This window comes from Xanthomonas sp. F4, assembly GCF_011761895.1.
In genome coordinates this window covers 96,010-117,808 of sequence record NZ_JAASQX010000003.1, presented here as the reverse complement: position 1 = coordinate 117,808, position 21,799 = coordinate 96,010, and the positions used below count along the sequence as shown (strand labels likewise).

At 69.1% G+C, this 21,799-nt stretch carries 14 protein-coding genes and 1 other RNA gene; 8 read left to right on the top strand and 7 right to left on the bottom strand.

All coding sequences use genetic code 11. From position 1 onward, the window contains the following. Positions 1–104: 104 nt before the first annotated feature. A complete protein-coding gene (locus FHR66_RS12830; RefSeq protein WP_160969319.1) occupies positions 105–3,338 on the top strand; it encodes an efflux RND transporter permease subunit in 3,234 nt (1,077 codons plus the stop codon). Positions 3,339–3,486: 148 nt separating this feature from the next. Then, the gene (locus tag FHR66_RS12825) at positions 3,487–6,606 is read left to right on the top strand and encodes an efflux RND transporter permease subunit (RefSeq protein ID WP_160969321.1); all 3,120 of its coding nucleotides are present in this window, start codon (positions 3,487–3,489) and stop codon (positions 6,604–6,606) included. 124 nt (positions 6,607–6,730) lie between these two features. On the opposite strand, the gene FHR66_RS12820 is transcribed toward FHR66_RS12825, so the two are convergent. Continuing rightward, positions 6,731–7,405, bottom strand: a complete 675-nt coding sequence (locus tag FHR66_RS12820) for a lectin (protein ID WP_237475413.1) — start codon at positions 7,403–7,405, stop codon at positions 6,731–6,733. A gap of 221 nt (positions 7,406–7,626) precedes the next feature. On the opposite strand from FHR66_RS12820, the gene FHR66_RS12815 reads away from it, so the two are divergent. Beyond that, the gene (locus FHR66_RS12815; RefSeq protein WP_167087848.1) at positions 7,627–8,133 is read left to right on the top strand and encodes a hypothetical protein; all 507 of its coding nucleotides are present in this window, start codon (positions 7,627–7,629) and stop codon (positions 8,131–8,133) included. A 78-nt stretch (positions 8,134–8,211) separates the two neighbouring features. Here FHR66_RS12815 and hmgA read toward each other — a convergent pair whose 3' ends face one another. The 3 genes from hmgA to hppD all read right to left on the bottom strand — a co-directional run bounded on the left by hmgA (position 8,212) and on the right by hppD (position 11,198). Further along, positions 8,212–9,510, bottom strand: a complete 1,299-nt coding sequence (gene hmgA, locus FHR66_RS12810; RefSeq protein WP_160969325.1) for a homogentisate 1,2-dioxygenase — start codon at positions 9,508–9,510, stop codon at positions 8,212–8,214. 18 nt (positions 9,511–9,528) lie between these two features. Beyond that, on the bottom strand, positions 9,529–9,921 hold the full coding sequence (locus tag FHR66_RS12805; RefSeq protein ID WP_160969327.1) for an endonuclease domain-containing protein: 393 nt from the start codon (positions 9,919–9,921) through the stop codon (positions 9,529–9,531). 164 nt (positions 9,922–10,085) lie between these two features. Then, positions 10,086–11,198, bottom strand: a complete 1,113-nt coding sequence (hppD, locus tag FHR66_RS12800) for a 4-hydroxyphenylpyruvate dioxygenase (protein WP_456361759.1) — start codon at positions 11,196–11,198, stop codon at positions 10,086–10,088. Positions 11,199–11,334: 136 nt separating this feature from the next. Between hppD and FHR66_RS12795 the strand changes: the two genes are divergently transcribed. After that, complete coding sequence (locus FHR66_RS12795) at positions 11,335–11,817, top strand: MarR family winged helix-turn-helix transcriptional regulator (protein ID WP_160969329.1); 483 nt, start codon at positions 11,335–11,337, stop codon at positions 11,815–11,817. Positions 11,818–11,945: 128 nt separating this feature from the next. Here the strand turns inward: FHR66_RS12795 and FHR66_RS12790 are convergent, their stop codons facing one another. From FHR66_RS12790 to FHR66_RS12780, 3 genes are all read right to left on the bottom strand, one after another. Next, positions 11,946–12,548: a thioredoxin family protein gene (locus FHR66_RS12790; RefSeq protein ID WP_160969331.1), complete on the bottom strand. Its 603-nt coding sequence runs from the start codon at positions 12,546–12,548 to the stop codon at positions 11,946–11,948. A 10-nt stretch (positions 12,549–12,558) separates the two neighbouring features. Next, a complete protein-coding gene (locus tag FHR66_RS12785; protein WP_160969333.1) occupies positions 12,559–14,082 on the bottom strand; it encodes a peptide MFS transporter in 1,524 nt (507 codons plus the stop codon). Between the two features lie 291 nt (positions 14,083–14,373). Beyond that, the gene (locus FHR66_RS12780; RefSeq protein ID WP_160969335.1) at positions 14,374–15,285 is read right to left on the bottom strand and encodes a tryptophan 2,3-dioxygenase; all 912 of its coding nucleotides are present in this window, start codon (positions 15,283–15,285) and stop codon (positions 14,374–14,376) included. 190 nt (positions 15,286–15,475) lie between these two features. Between FHR66_RS12780 and FHR66_RS12775 the strand changes: the two genes are divergently transcribed. The 4 genes from FHR66_RS12775 to FHR66_RS12760 all read left to right on the top strand — a co-directional run bounded on the left by FHR66_RS12775 (position 15,476) and on the right by FHR66_RS12760 (position 21,799). Continuing rightward, positions 15,476–15,551: non-coding RNA, sX9 sRNA (locus tag FHR66_RS12775), on the top strand. 42 nt (positions 15,552–15,593) lie between these two features. Next, entirely contained in the window at positions 15,594–19,175 is a 3,582-nt protein-coding gene (locus FHR66_RS12770) for a lamin tail domain-containing protein (RefSeq protein ID WP_160969337.1), read from the top strand. A 463-nt stretch (positions 19,176–19,638) separates the two neighbouring features. Continuing rightward, complete coding sequence (pdhA, locus tag FHR66_RS12765) at positions 19,639–20,727, top strand: pyruvate dehydrogenase (acetyl-transferring) E1 component subunit alpha (RefSeq protein WP_160969339.1); 1,089 nt, start codon at positions 19,639–19,641, stop codon at positions 20,725–20,727. After that, entirely contained in the window at positions 20,720–21,799 is a 1,080-nt protein-coding gene (locus FHR66_RS12760; protein ID WP_043094489.1) for an alpha-ketoacid dehydrogenase subunit beta, read from the top strand. Before pdhA ends, FHR66_RS12760 begins: the two co-directional genes overlap by 8 nt.

Sequence of the window (21,799 nt, the reverse complement as noted above, 5' to 3'; positions counted from 1 at the left end):
CCCACGTCGCGATCGCGGCACGGGGTCACGGCCGCCGCTGATTCCGCCGTCTTTCCCGGCGCCGGCACGGCCGCGCCGGACTCTCACCAGCAAGGATCTTCCCCGTGGGCTTTTCGACGATCTTCATCCGCCGCCCGATCGCCACCACCTTGCTGATGGCAGGCGTGCTGCTGCTCGGCATCCTCGGCTACCGGCAGCTGCCGGTGTCGGCGCTGCCGGAAATCGACGCGCCCAGCCTGGTGGTGACCACGCAGTACCCCGGCGCCAACGCCAGCACCATGGCCTCGCTGGTGACCACGCCGCTGGAGCGGCAGCTCGGGCAGATCTCCGGGCTGCAGATGATGACCTCCGACTCGTCGGCCGGGCTGTCCACGATCGTGCTGCAGTTCGCCATGGACCGCGACATCGATATCGCCGCGCAGGACGTGCAGGCGGCGATCCGCCAGTCCACCCTGCCCTCCTCGCTGCCCTACCAGCCGGTCTACAACCGGGTGAACCCGGCCGACGCCGCGATCCTCACCCTCAAGCTCAGCTCCGACACGCTGCCGCTGCGCGACGTCAACAACTACGCCGACTCGATCCTGGCCCAGCGCCTGTCGCAGGTACCGGGCGTGGGCCTGGTCTCGATCGCCGGCAACGTGCGCCCGGCGGTGCGCATCCAGGTCAATCCGGCGCAGTTGTCGAACATGGGCCTGACCATGGAGGCGCTGCGCAGCGCGCTGACCCAGACCAACGTCAACGCGCCGAAGGGCTCGCTCAACGGCAAGACCCAGTCCTACAGCATCGGCACCAACGACCAGCTGTCCAGCGCCGCCGAGTACCGCGACACCGTCATCAGCTACAAGAACGGCGCACCGGTGCGGCTGTCGGACGTGGCCAAGGTGGTGGACGGGGTGGAGAACGACCAGCTCGCCGCCTGGGCCGACGGCAAGCCGGCGGTGCTGCTGGAAGTGCGCCGCCAGCCCGGCGCCAACATCGTGCAGACGGTCGAGCAGATCCGCGCGATCCTGCCGCAGCTACAAGGCGTGTTGCCGGCCGGCGTGCACCTGGACGTGTTCTCCGACCGCACCGAGACCATCCGCGCCTCGGTGCACGAGGTCAAGTTCACCCTGATCCTGACCATCGGCCTGGTGGTGGCGGTGATCTTCGTGTTCCTGCGCCGGCTGTGGGCCACGGTGATCCCGTCGGTGGCCGTGCCGCTGTCGCTGGCCGGCACCTTCGCGGTGATGGCCTTCGCCGGCATGTCGCTGGACAACCTGTCGCTGATGGCGCTGGTGGTGGCCACCGGCTTCGTGGTCGACGATGCGATCGTGATGATCGAGAACATCGTGCGCTACATCGAACAGGGCAAGAGCGGCCGCGAGGCCGCGGAGATCGGCGCACGCCAGATCGGCTTCACCGTGCTGTCGCTGACCGTGTCGCTGGTGGCGGTGTTCCTGCCGCTGATCCTGATGCCAGGCGTCACCGGCCGCCTGTTCCACGAGTTCGCCTGGGTGCTGAGCATCGCGGTGGTGATCTCGATGCTGGTGTCGCTGACGCTCACGCCGATGATGTGCGCCTACCTGCTCAAGCCCGACGCTCTGCCCGAGGGCGAGGACGCGCACGAGCGGGCGGCGGCGGCCGGCAAGACCACGCTGTGGTCGCGCACCGTGGCGCTGTACGAGCGCAGCCTGGACTGGGTGCTGGGCCACCAGAAGCTGACCCTGCTGGTGGCGCTGGCGACCATGGTGCTGACCGTGCTGCTGTACGTGGTGATCCCCAAGGGCCTGCTGCCCGAGCAGGACACCGGGCTGATCACCGGCGTGGTCCAGGCCGACCAGAACGTGGCGTTCCCGCAGATGGAGCAGCGCACCCAGGCGGTGGCCGAGGCGCTGCGCCGCGACCCGGCGGTGACCGGCGTGGCCGCCTTCATCGGCGCCGGCTCGATGAACCCCACCCTCAACCAGGGCCAGCTCAGCATCGTGCTGAAGCCGCGCAGCGACCGCGACAGCCTGGAAGACGTGATGCCGCGGCTGCAGAAGGCGGTGGCCGGACTGCCCGGCGTGGCGCTGTACCTGAAGCCGGTACAGGACGTGACCCTGGACACCCGCGTGGCCGCCACCGAGTACCAGTACTCACTCTCCGACGTGGACAGCGCCGAACTGGCGACCCAGGCCACGCGCCTGACCGAGGCGCTGCGCAAGCGCCCGGAACTGGCCGACGTGGACAACAATCTGGCCAACCAGGGCCGCGCGCTGGAACTGCGCGTGGACCGCGACAAGGCCAGCGCCCTCGGCGTGCCGATGCAGACCATCGACGACACGCTGTACGACGCCTTCGGCCAGCGCCAGATCTCCACCATCTTCACCCAGCTCAACCAGTACCGCGTGGTGCTGGAAGTGGCGCCGGAATTCCGCACCAGCACCGCGCTGCTGAACCAACTGGCGGTGGCCAGCAACGGCAGCGGCGCGCTGACCGCCAGCAACGCCACCAGCTTCGGCCAGACCACCTCCAGCAACTCCTCCACCGCCACCGGCATCGGCGCGCAGAACACCGGCATCACCGTCGGCAGCGGCGGCACGGTACCGCTGGCGGCGGTGGCCGAGGCCAAGCAGTCGACCACGCCGCTGGTGGTCAGCCACCAGCAGCAGCTGCCGGCGGTGACGGTGTCGTTCAACCTGGCGCCGGGCTACTCGCTGTCGCAGGCGGTGTCGGCGATCGAGGAGACCCGCGCGCAGCTGCAACTGCCGCCGCAGTTGCATGCAGAGTTCATCGGCAAGGCCGCCGAGTTCACCGGCAGCCAGACCGACGTGGTGTGGCTGCTGCTGGCCTCGGTGGTGCTGATCTACATCGTGCTGGGCGTGCTCTACGAGAGCTACATCCACCCGCTGACCATCATCTCCACGTTGCCGCCGGCCGGCGTCGGCGCGCTGCTGGCGCTGATGCTGTGCGGACTGAGCCTGTCGGTGGACGGCATCGTCGGCATCGTGCTGCTGATCGGCATCGTCAAGAAGAACGCGATCATGATGATCGACTTCGCGATCGACGCGCGCCGCGAGGGCGCCAGCGCCCACGACGCGATCCGCCGCGCCTGCCTGCTGCGCTTCCGCCCGATCATGATGACCACCGCCGCGGCCATGCTCGGCGCGCTGCCACTGGCGCTGGGCGACGGCATCGGCTCGGAACTGCGCCGCCCGCTGGGCATCTCCATCGTCGGCGGCCTGCTGCTGTCGCAGTTGGTCACCCTGTACACCACGCCGGTGATCTACCTGTACATGGAACGCGCCTCCGAGCGCGTGCGCGCCTGGCGCGAGCGCCGCGCGGCGCGGCATGCGACGGCGGCGGAGGGGCGGGCGTGAAAAGCCGGGAATGGGGAATGGGGAGTGGGGAATCGTGGCGCGCGTGCAGCGTCGGGTTTCAGGACATCCCGCATGGCGTAAATAAGCCGGCAGCGCGCGGACATGCCGCTTTCCGATTCCCGATTCCCCGTTCCCGAGTCCCGGCAAAGTGAACATCTCCGCGCCCTTCATCCGCCGCCCCATCGGCACCGCGCTGCTGGCCATCGGCCTGTTCGTGATCGGCATGATGTGCTACCTGCGCCTGGGCGTGGCGGCGCTGCCGAACATCTCGATCCCGGTGATCTTCGTACAGGCCAGCCAGGCCGGCGCCGACGCCGCGACCATGGCGTCCACGGTCACCGCGCCGCTGGAACGGCACCTGGGCCAGGTGCCCGGCATCGACACCATGCGTTCCTCCAGTTCGGAGGGGAACAGCCAGGTGTTCATGGTGTTCCAGAGCAGCCGCAACATCGATTCGGCGGCGCAGGACGTGCAGACCGCGATCAACGCCGCGCAGGCCGACCTGCCCTCCGGCCTGGCCACGCCGCGCTACCAGAAGGCCAATCCCAACGACGATCCGGTCATCGCCATCGCCCTGACCTCCGAGACGCAATCGGCCGACGAGCTGTACAACGTCGCCGATTCGCTGCTGGCGCAGCGCCTGCGGCAGATCAGCGGCGTGGCCTCGGTGGACATCGGCGGCGCCTCCACGCCGGCGGTGCGGGTGGACGTGAACCTGCGCGCGCTCAACGCCATGGGCCTGACCCCGGACGACCTGCGCAATGCGGTGCGCGCGGCCAACGTCACCTCGCCCACCGGCTTCCTCAGCGACGGCGCCACCACCACCGCCATCGTCGCCAACGATGCGGTGGCCAAGGCCGCCGACTTCGGCCAGGTGGTGATCAGCCAGCAGCAGGGCCGCACGGTGCGTCTGCGCGACATCGCCAACGTCTACGACGGCCAGCAGGACGCCTACCAGGCGGCCTGGTTCGGCGGCAAGCCGGCGGTGGTGATGTACGTGTTCACCCGTGCCGGCGCCAACATCGTGGAGACGGTGGACCGGGTCAAGGCCGAGATCCCGATGCTGCGCACCTATCTGCAGCCCGGCACCAAGATGACGGCGTACTTCGACCGCACCCCGACCATCCGCGCCTCGCTCAACGAGGTGCAGGCCACGCTGATGATCAGCCTGGCGATGGTGGTGCTGACCATGGCGCTGTTCCTGCGCCGCCTGGCGCCCACGCTGATCGCCGCGGCCACCGTGCCGCTGTCGCTGGCCGGCGCGGCGCTGGCGATGCACGTGATGGGCTTCACCCTCAACAACCTGAGCCTGCTGGCGCTGGTGATCGCGATCGGCTTCGTCGTCGACGATGCGATCGTGGTCATCGAGAACATCATGCGCCACCTCGACGAGGGCATGTCGCGGCTGGATGCGGCGCTGGCCGGCGCGCGCGAGATCGGCTTCACCATCGTCTCGATCACCGCCTCGCTGGTGGCGGTGTTCATTCCGATCCTGTTCGCCAGCGGCATGATCGGGGTGTTCTTCCGCGAATTCACCGTCACCCTGGTCGCGGCGATCTGCGTCTCGGCGGTGGTCTCGCTCACACTGACCCCGGCGTTGTGCAGCCGCTTCCTGTCCGCGCACGCCGAGCCGGAACAACCGGGCCGCTTCGGCGCCTGGCTGGAGCGCATGCACGAGCGCATGCTGCGCGTGTACACCGTGGCCCTTGACTTCTCGCTGCGCCACGCGCTGCTGCTGGCGCTGACCCCGCTGCTGCTGATCGTGGCCACGGTGTTCCTGGCCGGCGCAGTCAAGAAGGGCTCGTTCCCGGCGCAGGACACCGGCCTGATCTGGGGCCGCGCCACCTCCAGCGCCACCGTGTCCTTCGCCGACATGGTCAGCCGCCAGCGCCGCATCACCGACATGCTGATGTCCGACCCGGCAGTGAAGATCGTCGGCGCGCGCCTGGGCAGCAGCCGCCAGGGCTCCAGCGCCAGCTTCAACATCGAACTCAAGCGCCGCGACGAAGGCCGGACCGAGACCACCGCCGAGGTCCTGGCGCGGCTCAGCGCCAAGGCCGACCGCTACCCGGACCTGCAGCTGCGCCTGCGCGCGATCCAGGACCTGCCCAGCGACGGCGGCGGCGGCACCAGCCAGGGCGCGCAGTACCGCGTCTCGCTGCAGGGCAACGACAACGCGCAGTTGCAGGAGTGGCTGCCCAAGCTGCAGGCCGCGCTGAAGCAGAACCCGAAGCTGCGCGATGTCGGCACCGACGTGGACAACGCCGGCCTGCGCCAGAACATCGTCATCGACCGCGCTCTGGCCGCACGCCTGGGCGTATCGGTCGGCGCCATCGACGGCGCGCTGTACGGTGCGTTCGGCCAGCGCCAGATCTCCACCATCTACTCCGATCTCAACCAGTACAGCGTGGTGGTCAACGCGCTGCCGGACCAGACCGCCACGCCGGCGGCGCTGGACCGCATCTATGTGCCCACCCGCAACGGCACGATGATCCCGCTGACCGCGGTGGCGCACCAGGTGCCGGGCCTGGCGCCGTCGCAGATCACGCACATGAACCAATACACGACGATGGATCTGAGCTACAACCTGGCGCCGGGCGTGAGCACCGGCGAGGGCGATGCGATCATCAAGGCCACCGTCGACGGGCTGCGCATGCCCGGCGACATCCGCATCGCCGACGGCGGCGGCTTCGGTGTGCAACTGCAGCCGAACTCGATGCTGGTACTGGTGCTGGCTGCGATCGTGGTGGTCTACATCGTGCTGGGCATGCTCTACGAGAGCCTGGTGCACCCGGTGACCATCCTGTCCACGCTACCGGCGGCGGGCATGGGCGCGTTGCTGGCGCTGTGGGTCACCGGCACCGAGCTGTCGGTGATCTCGATGATCGCGCTGGTGCTGCTGATCGGCATCGTCAAGAAGAACGCGATCATGATGATCGACTTCGCCCTGGTCGCCGAGCGCGAGCACGGCAAGACCCCGCTGGAGGCTGCGCGCGAAGCCTGCATCGTGCGCTTCCGCCCGATCATGATGACCACCATGGTGGCGATCCTGGCCGCGGTCCCGCTGGCGGTGGGCCTGGGCGAAGGCTCGGAACTGCGCCGCCCGCTCGGCATCGCGATGATCGGCGGCCTGCTGATCTCGCAAAGCCTGACCCTGCTCAGCACCCCGGCGCTGTACGTGATCTTCTCCTGCCTGCGCGAACGCTGGTACGCCCGCCGTGCGCGCCGGCGCGAGCGCCGGCAGCTTGCTGCGGGGATTCGGAATTAGGGATTTGGGATTCGCAAAAGCGGGTGTCCGTACGGCGTTAGGGCTGGCGTGATCCGCTGTGCCTCAAGCGCTCGATAGAGCCGCCTTTACGAATCCCCAATCCCGACTCCCCAATCCCCGCACCTCAGCCACACCCCTCCACGTAATCCACCTGCGGCGGCAGGCCCACGCGCCAGGCGACGGCCTTGCCGGCCGCGTCGGTCTCGAACACCAGCACACCGGGCTGGCTGGCCTCGCCGCGCACGCGCAGCACCTTGGCGCCCTCCACGTACTTGTGCGGCTGCTCCTCCAGGCGGCCGGCGTACAGCGCGCGCAGTTGCGCCAGGTCCATGCCGACCTTGCCGCCACCCGGTGCGGTTTCCTTGGCGGTGCGCACGTCGTAGCGCACCAGCTTGTCGCCTTCGACCATCAGGCCGAACTGGTTGTTGCCCTTGGCCCAGCGCGGACGCAGCACGTAGCAACTGCTGCCGGCACTGGGCTGGCCATCGAGTTCGCCGCCCCAGGCGGCGCGCGCCTGCGCCACAGGCATGCCCAGGCGCAGATCGCCGTAGCCGTCGATGCGCGCCAGTTGCCGGTCGCCCGCGGCCAGGTCCGGCGGAAGCGCCGAGGCCGGCGCCTGCGCCGGCGGCACGTCGCCGTCGGGCTGGTCGATGTCCGGCGGCGGCAAGGCGCCATCGTCGGCCGCGGCGGGCGCCGGCGCGGATGGTGCAGGAGGCGTGGCCGGCGGCGCGGGCGGCTGCCGGTCGCAGGCCACGAGCGCGAGCAGCAACACCGCCACGCCTGGTTGAATCGGCTTCATCGCACTTCCTCGCTGGACCAGCGCATAGGCTAGCGTGCATGCCATCGCGCTGCACGGCATCACTGCCGCGATGCGCTACCGCGCAGGCGCAGCATCCCGGAAAAAGCGTTCGATCAAGTCGATGGCAAGGCGGCTACCGGGACCGACACGCCAGCGCATCGCACCTGTCATCGGCATTTCACCGCCGCGAGCCAAACTGCGCGCCTACCGACCCCGCCGCCATGCATCCGCGCAAGACCGCCCTCGCCCTTGCGGCACTGCAATCGCACGATGCGCCGCTGGACATGCGCCAGCGACGCGTACTGATCCTGGCCGACGGCCAGCGCAGCATCGAGGAACTGGCCACGCTGGGCGGACGCGGTGCCGATGCGATCGTGCAATCGCTGCTGCAGCAGGGCTACCTGGACGACGGCCGCAGCGTCGCCGCCGCGCCGGTGGCGGCAAGCGCGCCGCCCCCACCCGCCGACCCTCGCCGCGCGCTGCTCAATGCGCGCATGTATCTGCTGGACCTGCTGCAACTGCAGCGCCATCCGGCCTCGCCTGCCCTGCAGGCGCAGTTGCGCGCCGCGCGCGAGGAACACGACACCCTGCGCGCGATCGCGCTGGTGCTGCGCACGATGCCGGAGATGACCTCCGAGCGCTACGCGCAGCGCATCCGCGAGCGCGTGCTGGAGATCCTGCCGGCATCGCTGCACGGCGCGCTGACGGCCGCGGCAGAGGCCGCTTGAGCGCAGCGCCGCCGTCCATGGCGGTGCCAGCGTCGGCAACGGCAACAGCCTGAGCGGCGCGGCCGCGCCGGCGCGTGCTCAGGGCGCGCGGAAGTGCCGGCGCAGGCCCTGCCAGCACTGCTGGTAGTCGCGCTGGCGGTGCGCGGCGTCCAGCGCCTGCGCGGTCGGGCGCAGCACCGCGCGCGTCTCGAACATGAATGCCATGGTGTCGGCGATGACGTCCGGCCGCGACAGGTCGGCCTGCGAGGCCTTGTCGAAGGTGGCCGCGTCCGGCCCGTGCCCGCTCATGCAGTTATGCAGCGACGCGCCGCCCGGGGCGAAGCCGTCGGCCTTGGCATCGTAGACGCCGTGCACCAGGCCCATGAACTCGCTGGCCACGTTGCGGTGGAACCACGGCGGCCGGAAGGTGTGCTGCGCCACCAGCCAGCGCGGCGGGAAGATCGCGAAATCCATGTTGGCGGTCCCGGGCGTATCGCTGGGCGCGGTCAGCACGGTGAAGATGCTCGGATCGGGATGGTCGAAACTGATCGAGCCGATGGTGTTGAAGCGGCGCAGGTCGTACTTGTACGGGGCGTAGTTGCCGTGCCAGGCGACCACGTCCAGCGGCGAATGCCCGATCGGCGCGCGCCACAGGTGGCCCTGGAACTTGGCGATCATTTCGAATTCGCCCTCGTCTTCCTCGTAGGCGGCCACCGGGGTCAGGAAGTCGCGCGGGTTGGCCAGGCCGTTGGCGCCGATCGGCCCCAGGTCCGGCAGCCGCAGCAGGCCACCGAAGTTCTCGCACACGTAGCCGCGCGCGTTGCCGTCGGGCAGCTCCACGCGGAAGCGCACGCCGCGCGGGATCACCGCGATCTCCTGCGGCGCGACCTCCAGCGTGCCCAGTTCGGTGCACAGGCGCAGTTGGCCGAGCTGCGGCACCAACAGCATTTCCGCGTCGGCGTTGTAAAAGAAACGTCCCTGCATCGAGGCGTTGGCCGCATACAGGTGCACCGCCACGCCGTGCTGCGCTTCGGCCGAGCCGTTGCCGGCCATGGCGTACAGACCATCGACGAAGTCCACCGGCGTTTCCGGCAGCGGCAACGGGCTCCAGCGCAACTGGTCCGGCGGCACCGGCCCGCGCTGGAAATCGTTGTGGAACGCGCCGGCGCGCTCGTAGGCGACGAAGCCGCCATGCAGTACCGCCGGGCGGATGCGATACAGCCAGCTGCGGCGGTTGACCCCGCGCGGCGCGGTGAACGCAGTGCCCGACAACTGCTCGGCGTACAGGCCGTGGGCCACGCGCTGCGGCGAGTTCTGCCCGACCGGCAACGCGCCGGGCACCGCTTCGGTGGCGAATTCGTTGCCGAAGCCGGACATGTAGCGATGATGGTCATGCATATGCTTGAGCCTTGGGTATCAAGCCCCTCTCCCACCGGGAGAGGGGTTGGGGTGAGGGTACGGCGCCCCGGTCGCGTCACAAATCGCCTGGATCACGGCATCTTTCGAAAGCAGCACATCGTTGTTCCAGAAGCGAACGATCCGCCAGCCTCGCGATTCGAGCCAACGCGTTCTTGTGACATCGCGTGGTTCGGTGTGTTGCGCACCATCGATTTCGACAATCAGCTTTGCTGACACACAGCAGAAATCAGCGATGTAGGGAGGGATCGGGTACTGCCGCCGGAACTTGAAACCTTGCAACTGCCCACTTCTCAGAGACCTCCACAGTGCGCGCTCGGCATCGGTCATGGTGCGACGTAGCTGGCGTGCGTGTGTCAGCGTGGCTGTGGGTAAAGGCGGCTTGATCGTCATGATCTTTACCGTACCCTCACCCCAACCCCTCTCCCGGTGGGAGAGGGGCTACACCGGCTGTCGGAAGTCTCCGCGATGCGCTGTCAGCGTCTCCTAGCTTTGAGTATCCACTGGCCTTGAGCATCCGCTAGCTGCAGCCTCCACCCGCTGCCAGCATTCCGCCGTCAAAGCACGCCGCGCTTCATCTGGTCGCGCTCGATGCTCTCGAACAGCGCCTTGAAGTTGCCTTCGCCGAAGCCTTCGTTGCCCTTGCGCTGGATGATCTCGAAGAAGATCGGGCCGATGCAGTTCTGGGTGAAGATCTGCAGCAGCTTGCGCTGCTTGGTCTCCGCGTCGGCGTCGATCAGGATCTTGTTGCGCGCCAGCCGCGCCACGTCCTCGCCGTGGTTGGGAATGCGCTGGTCGATCACCTCGAAATAGGTGTCCGGCGTATCCAGGAACGCGACGCCGGCCGCGCGCATGCGCTCGACCGTTTCGTAGATGTCGTCGGTGAAGCAGGCGATGTGCTGGATGCCTTCACCGCGATAGGCGTCCAGGTACTCGTTGATCTGGCTCTTCGGATCCGACGATTCGTTGAGCGGGATGCGTACCACGCCGTCCGGCGCGGTCATCGCCTTGGACACCAGCCCGGTCTTGGCGCCCTTGATGTCGAAGTAGCGGATCTCGCGGAAGTTGAACAGGCGCTCGTAGTAATCCGACCAGCGCTGCATGTTGCCGAAGTACAGGTTGTGGGTCAGGTGGTCGATGAAGGTCAGGCCGAAGCCGGCCGGGTGCTGGTCGGCGCCGGGCACCGGCTCGAACTCGGTATACACCGAGCCCTTCTCGCCGTACTGGTCGACCAGGTACAGCATGCAGTCGCCGATGCCCTTGACCACCGGTGCCGGCACCGCGCGGGTGTCGGCCTTGTCGGCGATGGCTTCGCCACCGTTCTCCAGCACCTTGGCGAACACTTCGTCGGCCGGGTGTTGGAAGCGGATCGCGAAGCCGCAGGCACAGGGGCCATGCGCGGCGGCGAAATTGGCAGCGAACGAATCCGGGTCCTCGTTGACCAGGAAGTTGACCCCGCCCTGGCGGTACACGGTGATCGCGCGCTGGCGATGACGCAGCACCGCGGTGAAGCCCATGCTGCGGAAGTACGCGTGCAACTGCTCGCCCTGCCCGGCCGGCGCGGCGAATTCCACGAACTCGAAACCGTCGATGCCCATCGGGTTCTCGAAGGTGGTGACCTGCATGCCGAGGTTGGCGGGCTGCGACGGATGTTGCGGTTGTGCACTCATGACGCGTCTCCTGGAGGACGGGGGTCGCGGCGGCCGGCCGAAATTTCGGGTGCGGACGGACGCCAGACTCGCGAGAATGGCCGTAGTATCCTCCGTTGTAGTTACAAGTGAAACCACCAGCAAGGTGCAATGCAGCATGACGATCGCCACGCCCGCTCCCACGCCCGACTCGCCCTCCCTGGATCTGGAACGGTTCCTGCCGTACCGGATCAGCGTGCTGTCCAACCGGATCAGCAGCAACATCGCCCGCGTCTACGGCGAGCGCTACGGCATGGCGGTGACCGAGTGGCGGGTGATGGCGGTGCTGGCGCTGTACCCGGGGCTGTCGGCCGGTGAGGTCTCCGAGCGCACCGCGATGGACAAGGTGGCGGTGAGCCGGGCGGTGGCGCGGCAACTGGAGCGCGGTTTCATCCAGCGCGAGACCCATGGCGACGACCGCCGCCGCTCGGTGCTGCACCTGACCCCGGCCGGGGTGGAGGTGTACCAGGTGGTGGCGCCGATGGTGCTGGAGTGCGAACGGCGCCTGCTGGCGCCCTTCAGCGAGGACGAGCAGCGGCTGCTGAACCGGCTGATCGACCGCCTGGCGGCCGAGGGCCTGCCGAGCATGACCGGGCGCTGAGGCGCCGGGGCGCGCGGACTGCGCGCCTTTAAACGCTGTAGGAGCGGCTTCTAGCCGCGACTTGGCATTACTGGGAAAGCCCGGTCGCGGCTGAAGCCGCTCCTACGAAAAGCGCGCGCCGCCGCCGCTCAGGGCTTCGGCGGCGCCCACTGCTTGAGGAAGTCCGAGAACTTCTTGCGGTCGTAGCCCTTGTCCTTCTGCAGGTCGCCGACCACCTGCGAATGCAGCAGCTTGCCGTCGGCATCGAGCACCAACAGGTGCGGGAAGTCGACGATCTTCGGGTACTGCGCCATGAACGCCTCGTTCTTGTTGGCGTCGCTGACGTTGACCTTGACCCAGACGAAGTTGGCGTCGCGGAAGCTGCGCAGTTCCGCATCGCCCTCGATGAAGGTGTCCAGGGTGTGGCACCAGTCGCAGGCCTCGTTGCCCACGTCGAGCAGGATGCGCTTGCCGCCGCGCTTGGCCTCGACCATGGCGGTGTCCAGGTCGTCGGCCGGGTTGCGCTGCGGATCGAACTGCGCGCCCAGCGCCTTGGCCGCGGCGATGTCGGCGGCGGCCGGCGTATTGCCCGAGGCCACCGGCTGGTTGGGATCGGCCACCGGCGGCTTCTGCACCGAGGTATCCAGCGGCTTGGCCGGCGCCGGCGCATCGGGCGGTGCCGCCGTCTGGCCACAACCGCTCAGCGCCAGCACCGCCACCAGGGCAGCGCACATCGTCTTGTTCATCAGCATTGCCACGTCCTCACTTCACACCATGCATCAGCTTGCTGATCAACGGCGCGATCAGGAACAGCACCACGCCGGCGCCCAGCAGCGCCCAGAATCCGAAGGTATACCCGCCCAGCGCGGAAGACACGGTCATGCCGCCTTCGCCGCTGACATGGCTGGCGAAGATGCCGGACAGGTTGTTGCCGATGCCGGTGGACAGGAACCAGCCGCCCATGCCGAAGCCGACCAGCCGCAGCGGCGCCAGCTTGGTCACCATCGACAGCCCGATCGGCGACAGGCACAGCTCGCCCACCGACTGGATGACGTAGACCATGAACAGCGTCCAGAACGGGATCTTGCCGGCGTCGTTGACCAGGCTCGACAGCGCGAACATCAGCAACAGGAAGGCCAGGCCGTTGAACATCAGGCCGAGCGCGAACTTGCGCGAGATCGACGGATTGAAGCGGCCGGCCTTGACCCAGATCCAGGCGATGAGCGGCGCCAGGGTGATGATCGCCAGCGAGTTGACCGATTGGAACCACGCAGTCGGGAAGGTCCAGTCGCCGAACTGGCGGTTGACGATCTCGTCGGCGAGGAAGGTGAAGGAGCTGCCGGCCTGCTCGAAGAACATCCAGAACAGCACGTTGAAGGCGAAGATGATCAGCATCGCGATGACCTTGTCGCGCGCCACCTTGCCGTTGCGGATGCCCTCCACCAGCAGCATGACCGCCAGCGCCACGAACATGGTGCTGAGGATCCACTGCAGCACTTCGGCGCCGGCGGCCAGCGCCAGGTACACCGCCGGGATCGCCACCAGCATGCCCAGCAGCACGTAGACCACGCGCATGCCGCCGGCACCGCCCGGCAACGGCGCGCCGATGCCCTTGAGCTGGCGGCGGCCGAACCAGAACCACACCAGGCTGATCAGCATGCCGATGCCCGAGGCGATGAACACCATCTTGTAGGACGGCATCGCTTCGGTGCCGAACACCTTCTCGGCCAGCTGCTGGGTCAGCCACGGCGCGATCATCGCGCCCAGGTTGATGCCCATGTAGAAGATGGTGAACCCGCTGTCGCGGCGCGGATCGGCGACGCTGTACAGCTTGCCGACCATGGTCGAGATATTGGGTTTGAACAGGCCGTTGCCGACCACCACGGTGGCCAGGCCCAGTTCGAAGATCTGCGGGTTGGGCACGGAGATCAGGAACAGGCCGGCGGCCATGACCGCGGCGCCGACCAGGATCGAGCGCTGGTAGCCGAGCACCCGGTCGGCGATGTAGCCGCCGAAGATCGCCGCCGCGTACACCAGCGCCAGGTAGGCGCCGTAGGTGGCGCTGGCCGAGGCCTGGCCCGTTCCCTGGCCGCCATGGAACTGCGCCACGATGTACAGCACCAGCGCCCAGCGAATGCCGTAGAACGCGAAGCGCTCCCAGAACTCGGTCATGAACAGCATCCACAGGGGACGCGGATGACCCAGCAGGGTCTTGAATTCGGGCGGTTGCGCTGACGGCGGCTGCGGTGAGGCGGGGTGGTTCGACGCGACGACGTCAACGCTCATGCGGTGTTCCCTTGCGTATTCAGGATGGGCTGGGGCGGTGCGTCCGGCCAGGCCGGGCAACGCGCGAGGATCACCGAGCGACGCCGTGGCGTCAAATGCGTGGAGAAGCCGGGACTCGGGACCCGGGGCCCGGGACCCGGAAAAGCGGGACCTCGACGACCAGGGATTCCGGGCGAGAAGGCGATGTCCGCATGCGGTAAGCCAACGTCCACGCGGCACGCCACACGGAAAGACGAAAGCCTCCGACGACGCAGCGCAGCAGGGTCGAGCGGCGTCTGATAGCGCGCTCCATTACGGAGCTTGCGACGCCCCACCCGGGTCCCGGGTCCCGAGTCCCGCGTCCCGGCTCTCCAGCCCCACCGAGGTGCGCACCTCGAACAGTTCCGGGAAGAAGGTCAGCGCCAGCGCCTGTTGCAGGAAGCCGACGCCGCTGGAGCCGCCGGTGCCGCGCTTGAAGCCGATCACCCGCATCACCGTGCGCATGTGGCGGAAGCGCCACAGCTGGAACTGGGTTTCCAGATCCACCAGGTCCTCGCACAGCGCGTACTCGCGCCAGTAGCGGTCGGTGTTCTCGTAGATGCGTTCGAACACCGGGCGCAGCAGCGGGTCGCTGACATGCGGCTGGCGCCAGTCGCGGGCATGGTACGGCGCCGGCACCGCATGGCCGAAGCGGGCCAGGTAGCGCAGGAACTCCTCGTACAGGCTGGGCGCTTCCAGCACCGCCTGCAGCGCCGCCTGGCCCTGCGGGTCGTGGTCGAACACCGGCAGCATCTGCACGTTCTTGTTGCCGAGCATGAATTCGATGGTGCGGTACTGCAGCGACTGGAACCCGGAGGACGGGCCGAGCACGTCGCGAAAGCCCATGTACTCGGACGGGGTCAGGGTCTCCAGCACCGACCACTGCTCGGTCAGCAGGCGCAGCACCTGCTTGCTGCGCGCCAGCACCTTGCGGCACTGCCAGACCTGATCGCGCTGCAGGTGCGCGATCGCCGCGCCCAGCTCGTGCGCCAGCAGCTTCAGCCACAGCTCGGAGGTCTGGTGCTGGACGATGAACAGCAGTTCGTCGTGGTGCGGCGGGTTCGACAGCGGCTGCTGCGCCGACAGCAGCCGGTCCAGGCGCAGGTAGCCGCCGTAGGTGAGCCGGCCTTCCAGGTCGGTATGGATGCCGGCTTCGAGCGGGCGCTGGTTCTGTTCGACGGGCATGGGCGGCAGGGGCGTTCCGGGCCGGCAAGGGTACCGCAGCGACGAATGTCACACATTGGTCAGCACCCTTTGTCAAACTCCGGCACAATCGTCGGCGGCGCTGGGGGCGCCGTCGGTTCATCTGCGTAAGAGCGGCTGACAAAAGGACTGCGCAGCCACCAGGCAGGCGCGGACGGTGCTCGGAATCCTCATGTGCCACTTGCACACTGCGGTTCCTCCGCACCGTCCGCACCCACCTGGCGACTGCTCGCGACGTTTCGTTAGCCACTCTTGAGTCCACGTCTTCAAGGATTGGGGAGATCTTGTTCATGCGAACCATGCTGCTTCGAGCTGCAGTGTTGTCGTGCGCGTTGGGGTGTGCCGGGTACGCCCAGGCGCAGGTGGTCATCAGCCAGGTCTATGGCGGTGGCGGCAACAGCGGCGCCACCTACAAGAGCGATTTCGTCGAATTGCACAACAACGGCAGCGAGGCGGTGAGCCTGGCCGGCTGGTCGGTGCAGTACGCCTCGGCCGCCGGCAGCAGCTGGCAGGTCACTACGCTGAGCGGCAGCATTGCGCCGGGCGGCTACTACCTGGTCAAGCAGGCCGACGGCAGCGGCGGCAGCGCCGCGCTGCCCACGCCCGATGCCACCGGCACCATCGCCATGAGCGGCACCGCCGGCAAGATCGCGCTGAGCAAGAGCAGCGCCGCACTGAGCGGCGCCTGTCCGGCCGGCAACGCCGACTTCGTCGGCTACGGCAGCAGCGCCAGCTGCGCCGAAGGCAGCGCTCCGACCGCCGCGCCCAGCAACACCCTGGCGGTGCTGCGCGGCAACGGCGGCTGCAGCGACAGCGACAACAACAACGCCGACTTCGCCACCGGCGCGCCGACCCCGCGCAACAGCGCCGCGCCGGTCAGTCTATGCGGCGGCGGCAACCAGCCGGTGGCCAGCGTGGCCAACGTCAGCCGCGCCGAGGGCGACAGCGGCAGCAGCGCGTTCGTGTTCACGGTGACGCTGAGCCAGCCGGCCGGCAGCGCCGGCGTCACCTTCACCGTCGCCACCCGCGACGGCACCGCCACCGCCGGCAGCGACTACCAGGCGCTGGCCGCGACCCAGGTGACCATCCCGGCCGGCGAGAGCAGCGCCGAGGTGCGCGTGCTGGTCAACGGCGACAGCAGCAACGAACCCGACGAGACCTTCTACCTGGACATCAGCGGGATCAGCGGCGCGCTGCCGTCCACGCTGACCGCCAGCGGGGTGATCCTCAACGACGACTTCAACCTGGTGCCGATCCACAGCATCCAGGGCAGCGGCGCGCGCTCGCCGCTGGTCGGCCAGGTGGTCGCCACCAGCGGCATCGTCACCGCGCGGCGCAGCGCCGGCTTCTTCCTGCAGACGCCCGACGCCCAGGCCGACGCCGACCCGCTGACCTCCGAAGGCATCTACGTCTACACCGGCAGCGCGCCGCCGGCCGAGGCCGCGGTGGGCAACGCGGTGCGGGTGCAGGCCACGGTGGTCGAATACGTGCCCAGCACCGACCCCAGCCAGCCGCCGCTGACCGAACTGAGCGCGCCGACGGTGCTGCTGCAGTCCACCGGCAATCCGCTGCCGGCCGCGGTCGAGCTGACCACCCGCTTCCCCGACCCGAACGGCGCCTACGACCAGCTCGAGCGCCTGGAAGGCATGCGCGTCAGCGTGCCCAGCCTGACCGTCAACACCCCGACCCTGGGCAACGTCAACGAGACCAACGCCAGCGCGACCAGCAACGGCGTGTTCCATGCCGTGGTCACCGGCCTGCCGCGCGCCTGGCGCACCGCCGGCGTGCAGCAGCCCGACGCACTGCCGGCCGGCTCGCCGGCGGACGTGCCGCGCTGGAACACCAGCCCGCAGGTGATCGCGGTCGGCAGCGCCGGCCTCGGCGGCGAGCGCATCGACGTGGCCGCCGGCTGCACCGTGCTCGGCGTCAGCGGCCCGCTGGACTACAGCTTCCGCCGCTACACGATCTACCCGGAAACCGCGCCCAGCGTGCAGTGCGACGGCGCCGACCAGCCTAAGCCGGCCCCGGCGCCGCAGGCCGACGACGTCAACATCGCCACCTACAACATGGAGCGCTTCTTCGACGACCAGAACGATCCGGCGATCGGCGAACCGGTGCTGACCGCGGCCGCCTACCAGGCGCGCCTCAACAAGGCCTCGCTGGCGATCCGCAACTACCTCAACACGCCCGACATCCTCGGCACCGTGGAGATCGAGAACCTGAGCGTGCTGCAGACCCTGGCCGAGCGCGTCAACCGCGACGCGGTAGCCGCCGGCCAGCCCGATCCGCAGTACGTGGCCTACCTGCAGGAAGGCAACGACGTGGGCGGCATCGACGTCGGCTTCCTGGTCAAGACCGCGCAGGTCGGCGCCGGCATCGCCCGCGTCGAGGTGGTCTCGGTGAGCCAGGAAGGCAAGGCCGCCACCTGGACCGAGCCCGGCGGCACGGTCAGCCTGCTCAACGACCGTCCGCCGCTGCTGCTGAAGGCGGTGGTGCATTTCGCCGACGGCCGCGCGCTGCCGCTGACCGTGGTCGAGGTGCACCAGCGTTCGCTCAACGGTGCCGAGACCGACGACGCCAGCGGCCAGCGCATCCGCGCCAAGCGCCAGGCGCAGGCGGTGTTCCTGGCCAACCTGCTGCAGGCGCGCCAGGCCGCCGATCCCACCGAGCAGTTGCTGGTGATGGGCGACTTCAACGCCTTCGAGTTCAACGACGGCTACGTCGATGCGATGGGCACCGTCACCGGCCTGCCGGCGCCCGACGCGCAGACCGTGGTCGCCGGCGACGGCGCCACCCTGGTCGATCCGGCGCTGTACAACCTCACCCTGCTGTCGACGCCGGACCAGAGCTACTCCTACGCCTACGACGGCAATGTGCAGTCGCTGGATCACATCCTGGCCAACCGCGCGCTGATGCGCTCGGCGCAGATCGCCGGCCTCAGCGAGGCGCATGCGCGGCTCAACGCCGACTTCCCGGCCGTGGCCCGTAACGACGCCAACTCGCCGGCGCGGCTGTCCGACCACGACCCGGCGGTGGTGCTGATCAAGCTCAAGCCGCTTGAGCGCGCCGACCTGAGCCTGCGCGTGAGCGCCGCCAACGCCTCGGTCTACGCCGGCGACACCATCCGCTACAGCATCACCCTGGCCAATGCCGGTCCGGACGCGGCGCGCGCCGCCGCGGTCGCCTTCGCCCTGGATGCAGCAGTGGTCCCGAGCGTCACCGCCGCCCCGGGTTGGGACTGCGCCGCACCGGAGGTGGCCGCGCAGACCGTGGTGACCTGCAGCACCGCGCAGTTCGCTGCCGGCACCACGCCGCGCTTCGACGTGGCGGTGCCGGCCGGTGCCGCCCTGGTCGGGCGCAGCCTGAGCCTGGCCGCGTCGGTGGCCTCGCAGACCGAGGACCCCAACCCCGGCGACAACGGCGGCAGCGCCACGGTGGCGGTGCAGGCGCGTCCGGCCGGCGACCTGGCGGTGTCGATCGACGGCCCGGCCACCCTGCCGTTCCTGGCCTTCTTCGCCGACTACCGCATCGACGTGCGCAACCACGGCAACGCGCCGGTGCAGGGCGCCAGCCTGGAGATCGACGGCAGCACCCTGTCCGCCCTGACCGCGCTGGTGCCGCCGCGCGGCTGGCAGTGCGTGCGGCAGAACCACGGCCTGCGCAGCGCGCGCTTCCAGTGCCGCAGCGGCGCCGACCTGGCGCCGGGCGCCAGCGCCGCGTTCCGCCTGAGCCTGGCGACGCGGCCGCTGCCGGCCGACCGCCAGATTGTGATCGGCGCCAGCGCCGGCTCGACCTCGGCCGATGCCGACCCCAGCGACAACAGCGCGCGCTTCAGCACGCGCGTGGAGGGGCTGCGCCTGTTCGGCCGCTGATCGCGGCGACGGGTGTGCGCCAAGAAGGGCGTGGTCTCGCGGCCACGCCCTTTTTTGTTTTTGTTGTAGGAGCGGCTTCAGCCGCGACGGCGTTCCCGGTAAAGCCCGTCGCGGCTAAAGCCGCTCCTATGAGATGACGGCGTAAAGCGATGGGAGGCGCCTCGCGCCGCGCGTACACGTGTGCGCTTTCCGTGCTTGCCCGATGGTCTCCTCGCCGACACGCGCAGCGCACCGCGGGCATTGACCACCGCCACCGGTGGACACCCACGCGCACATGAACGGCATGCATCGCAGTGCAACATCCTCGATACCCAACGCCATCAATCCGCAACGCGGCGCGACCACGCTTTTCTTGTGCGGTACGGCATTGCCACGTGCTGCGGTGCACGACGGCTTTTGTGCACGGCTTCCTTAACATGCCGACTCATATCATTTGAAACTTGTTGTCGAGAGCGCCATCGCCATGAGCATCGCCGCCCAGTTCGAAATTGAGTTCCTGCAGTACCTCGACGCGGGCGGCCAGCCGGTCCGCGACGCGCTTCCGGCCGATTCGGCCAACCCGCAGACGCTGCTGGCGCTGTTCAAGCAGATGCTCTACGTGCGCACCTTCGACAGCAAGGCGGTGGCCCTGCAGCGCACCGGCAAGCTGGGCACCTACGCCTCCTGCCTGGGCCACGAGGCCACCCACATCGGCATCGGTGCGTCGATGCGCCGCGGCGACGTGCTGGCGCCCAGCTACCGCGAGTACGGCGCCATGTTCATGCGCGGCGTGCGCCCGCGCGAGATCCTGCTTTACTGGGGCGGCGACGAGCGCGGCAGCGACTTCCAGCGCGATTCCGACGCCGCCCGCGACTTCCCGATCTGCGTGCCGATCTCCACCCAGTGCCTGCACGCCGCCGGCGCCGCGCTGGCGTTCAAGCTGCGCGGCGAGGCGCAGGTGGCGGTGGCCACCTGCGGCGACGGCGGCTCGTCCAAGACCGATTTCTATGCCGCGCTGAACTCCGCCGGTGCCTACCAACTGCCGCTGATCCTGTGCGTGATCAACAACGGCTGGGCGATCTCGGTGCCGCGCAACGCGCAGACCGGCGCGCAGACCCTGGCGCAGAAGGGCCTGGCCGGCGGCCTGCACTGCCTGCAGGTGGACGGCAACGACCTGATCGCGGTGCTGGAGGCGATGCGCCAGGCGCGCGAGCGCGCGCTGGCCGGCCAGGGCGGCACGGTGATCGAGTTCATGACCTACCGCCTGTCCGACCACACCACCGCCGACGACGCGCGCCGCTACCGCGACGACGCCGAGGTCAAGCAGGCCTGGGAACGCGAACCGCTGCTGCGCCTGCGCGCCTGGCTGAGCGCGCAGGGCCTGTGGAGCGAGGAAGAAGAAGCAGCGTGGAAGCAGGAATGCGCGCGCCTGGCCGACATCGAACTCAACGCCTACCTGGAGACCCCGGTGCAGCCGGTGGAAGCCATGTTCGACTACCTGTACGCCGACCCGCCACCGGACCTGCTCGCACAGCGCGCCGAGGCCATCGCCCTGGAGCAGCGCCATGGATGAGCTGAGCCCCCGCCTCGCCGACCACACCGCCGCGCCTGCGGCCGGCACCGCCCACAGCGCCGCCACCGCGCGCGGAGACAGCCCGATGACCAGCACGCCCATTACCTTGATCGAAGCGGTGACCCAGGCGCTGGCCTGGGAACTGCAGCACGACCCGTCGGTGCTGGTGCTGGGCGAGGACGTGGGCGTCAACGGCGGCGTGTTCCGCGCCACCGCCGGCCTGCAGCAGCGCTTCGGCGCGCAGCGCGTGCTCGACACCCCGCTGGACGAGACCACCATCGCCGGGCTCAGCGTCGGCCTCGCCGCGCAGGGCATGAAGCCGGTGGCCGAGGCGCAGTTCGACGGCTTCGTCTACCCGATGGTCGATCACCTGATCTGCCACGCCGCGCGCCTGCGCACCCGCACCCGCGGCCGCCTGCACTGCCCGATGGTGCTGCGCGTGCCGTGGGGCGGCGGCATCCGCGCGCCGGAACACCACAGCGAAGCCAACGAATCCATCTTCACTAATGTGCCGGGCCTGCGCGTGGTGCTGCCGTCCTCGCCGCAGCGCGCCTACGGCCTGCTGCTGGCGGCGATCCGCGAACCGGATCCGGTGATCTACATGGAGCCCAAGCGCATCTACCGGCAGTACAAGGAAGTGGTCGCCGACGACGGCGAGGCGCTGCCGCTGGACGTGTGCTTCGTGCTGCGCGACGGCACCGACGTGACCCTCGTCGCCTGGGGCGCGCAGGTCAAGGAAGCGCTGGAAGCCGCCGACCGCCTTGCCGCCGACGGCATCAGCGCCGAAGTGATCGACGTGGCCACGCTGCGTCCGCTGGACTTCGACACCATCGCCGAATCGGTGGCGCGCACCGGCCGCTGCGTGATCGTGCAGGAAGCCCCGCGCAGCGCCGGCTTCGGCGCCGAGATCGCCGCGCGCCTGGCCGAGCAGTCGATGTACGACCTGGTCGCGCCGGTGCAGCGCGTCACCGGCTACGACACCCACATCCCGCTGTTCCGGCTGGAGATGAAGTACCTGCCGAGCACCGACAAGATCGTCGCCGCGGCCAAGCGGGCGATGGCCGCGGGTTGA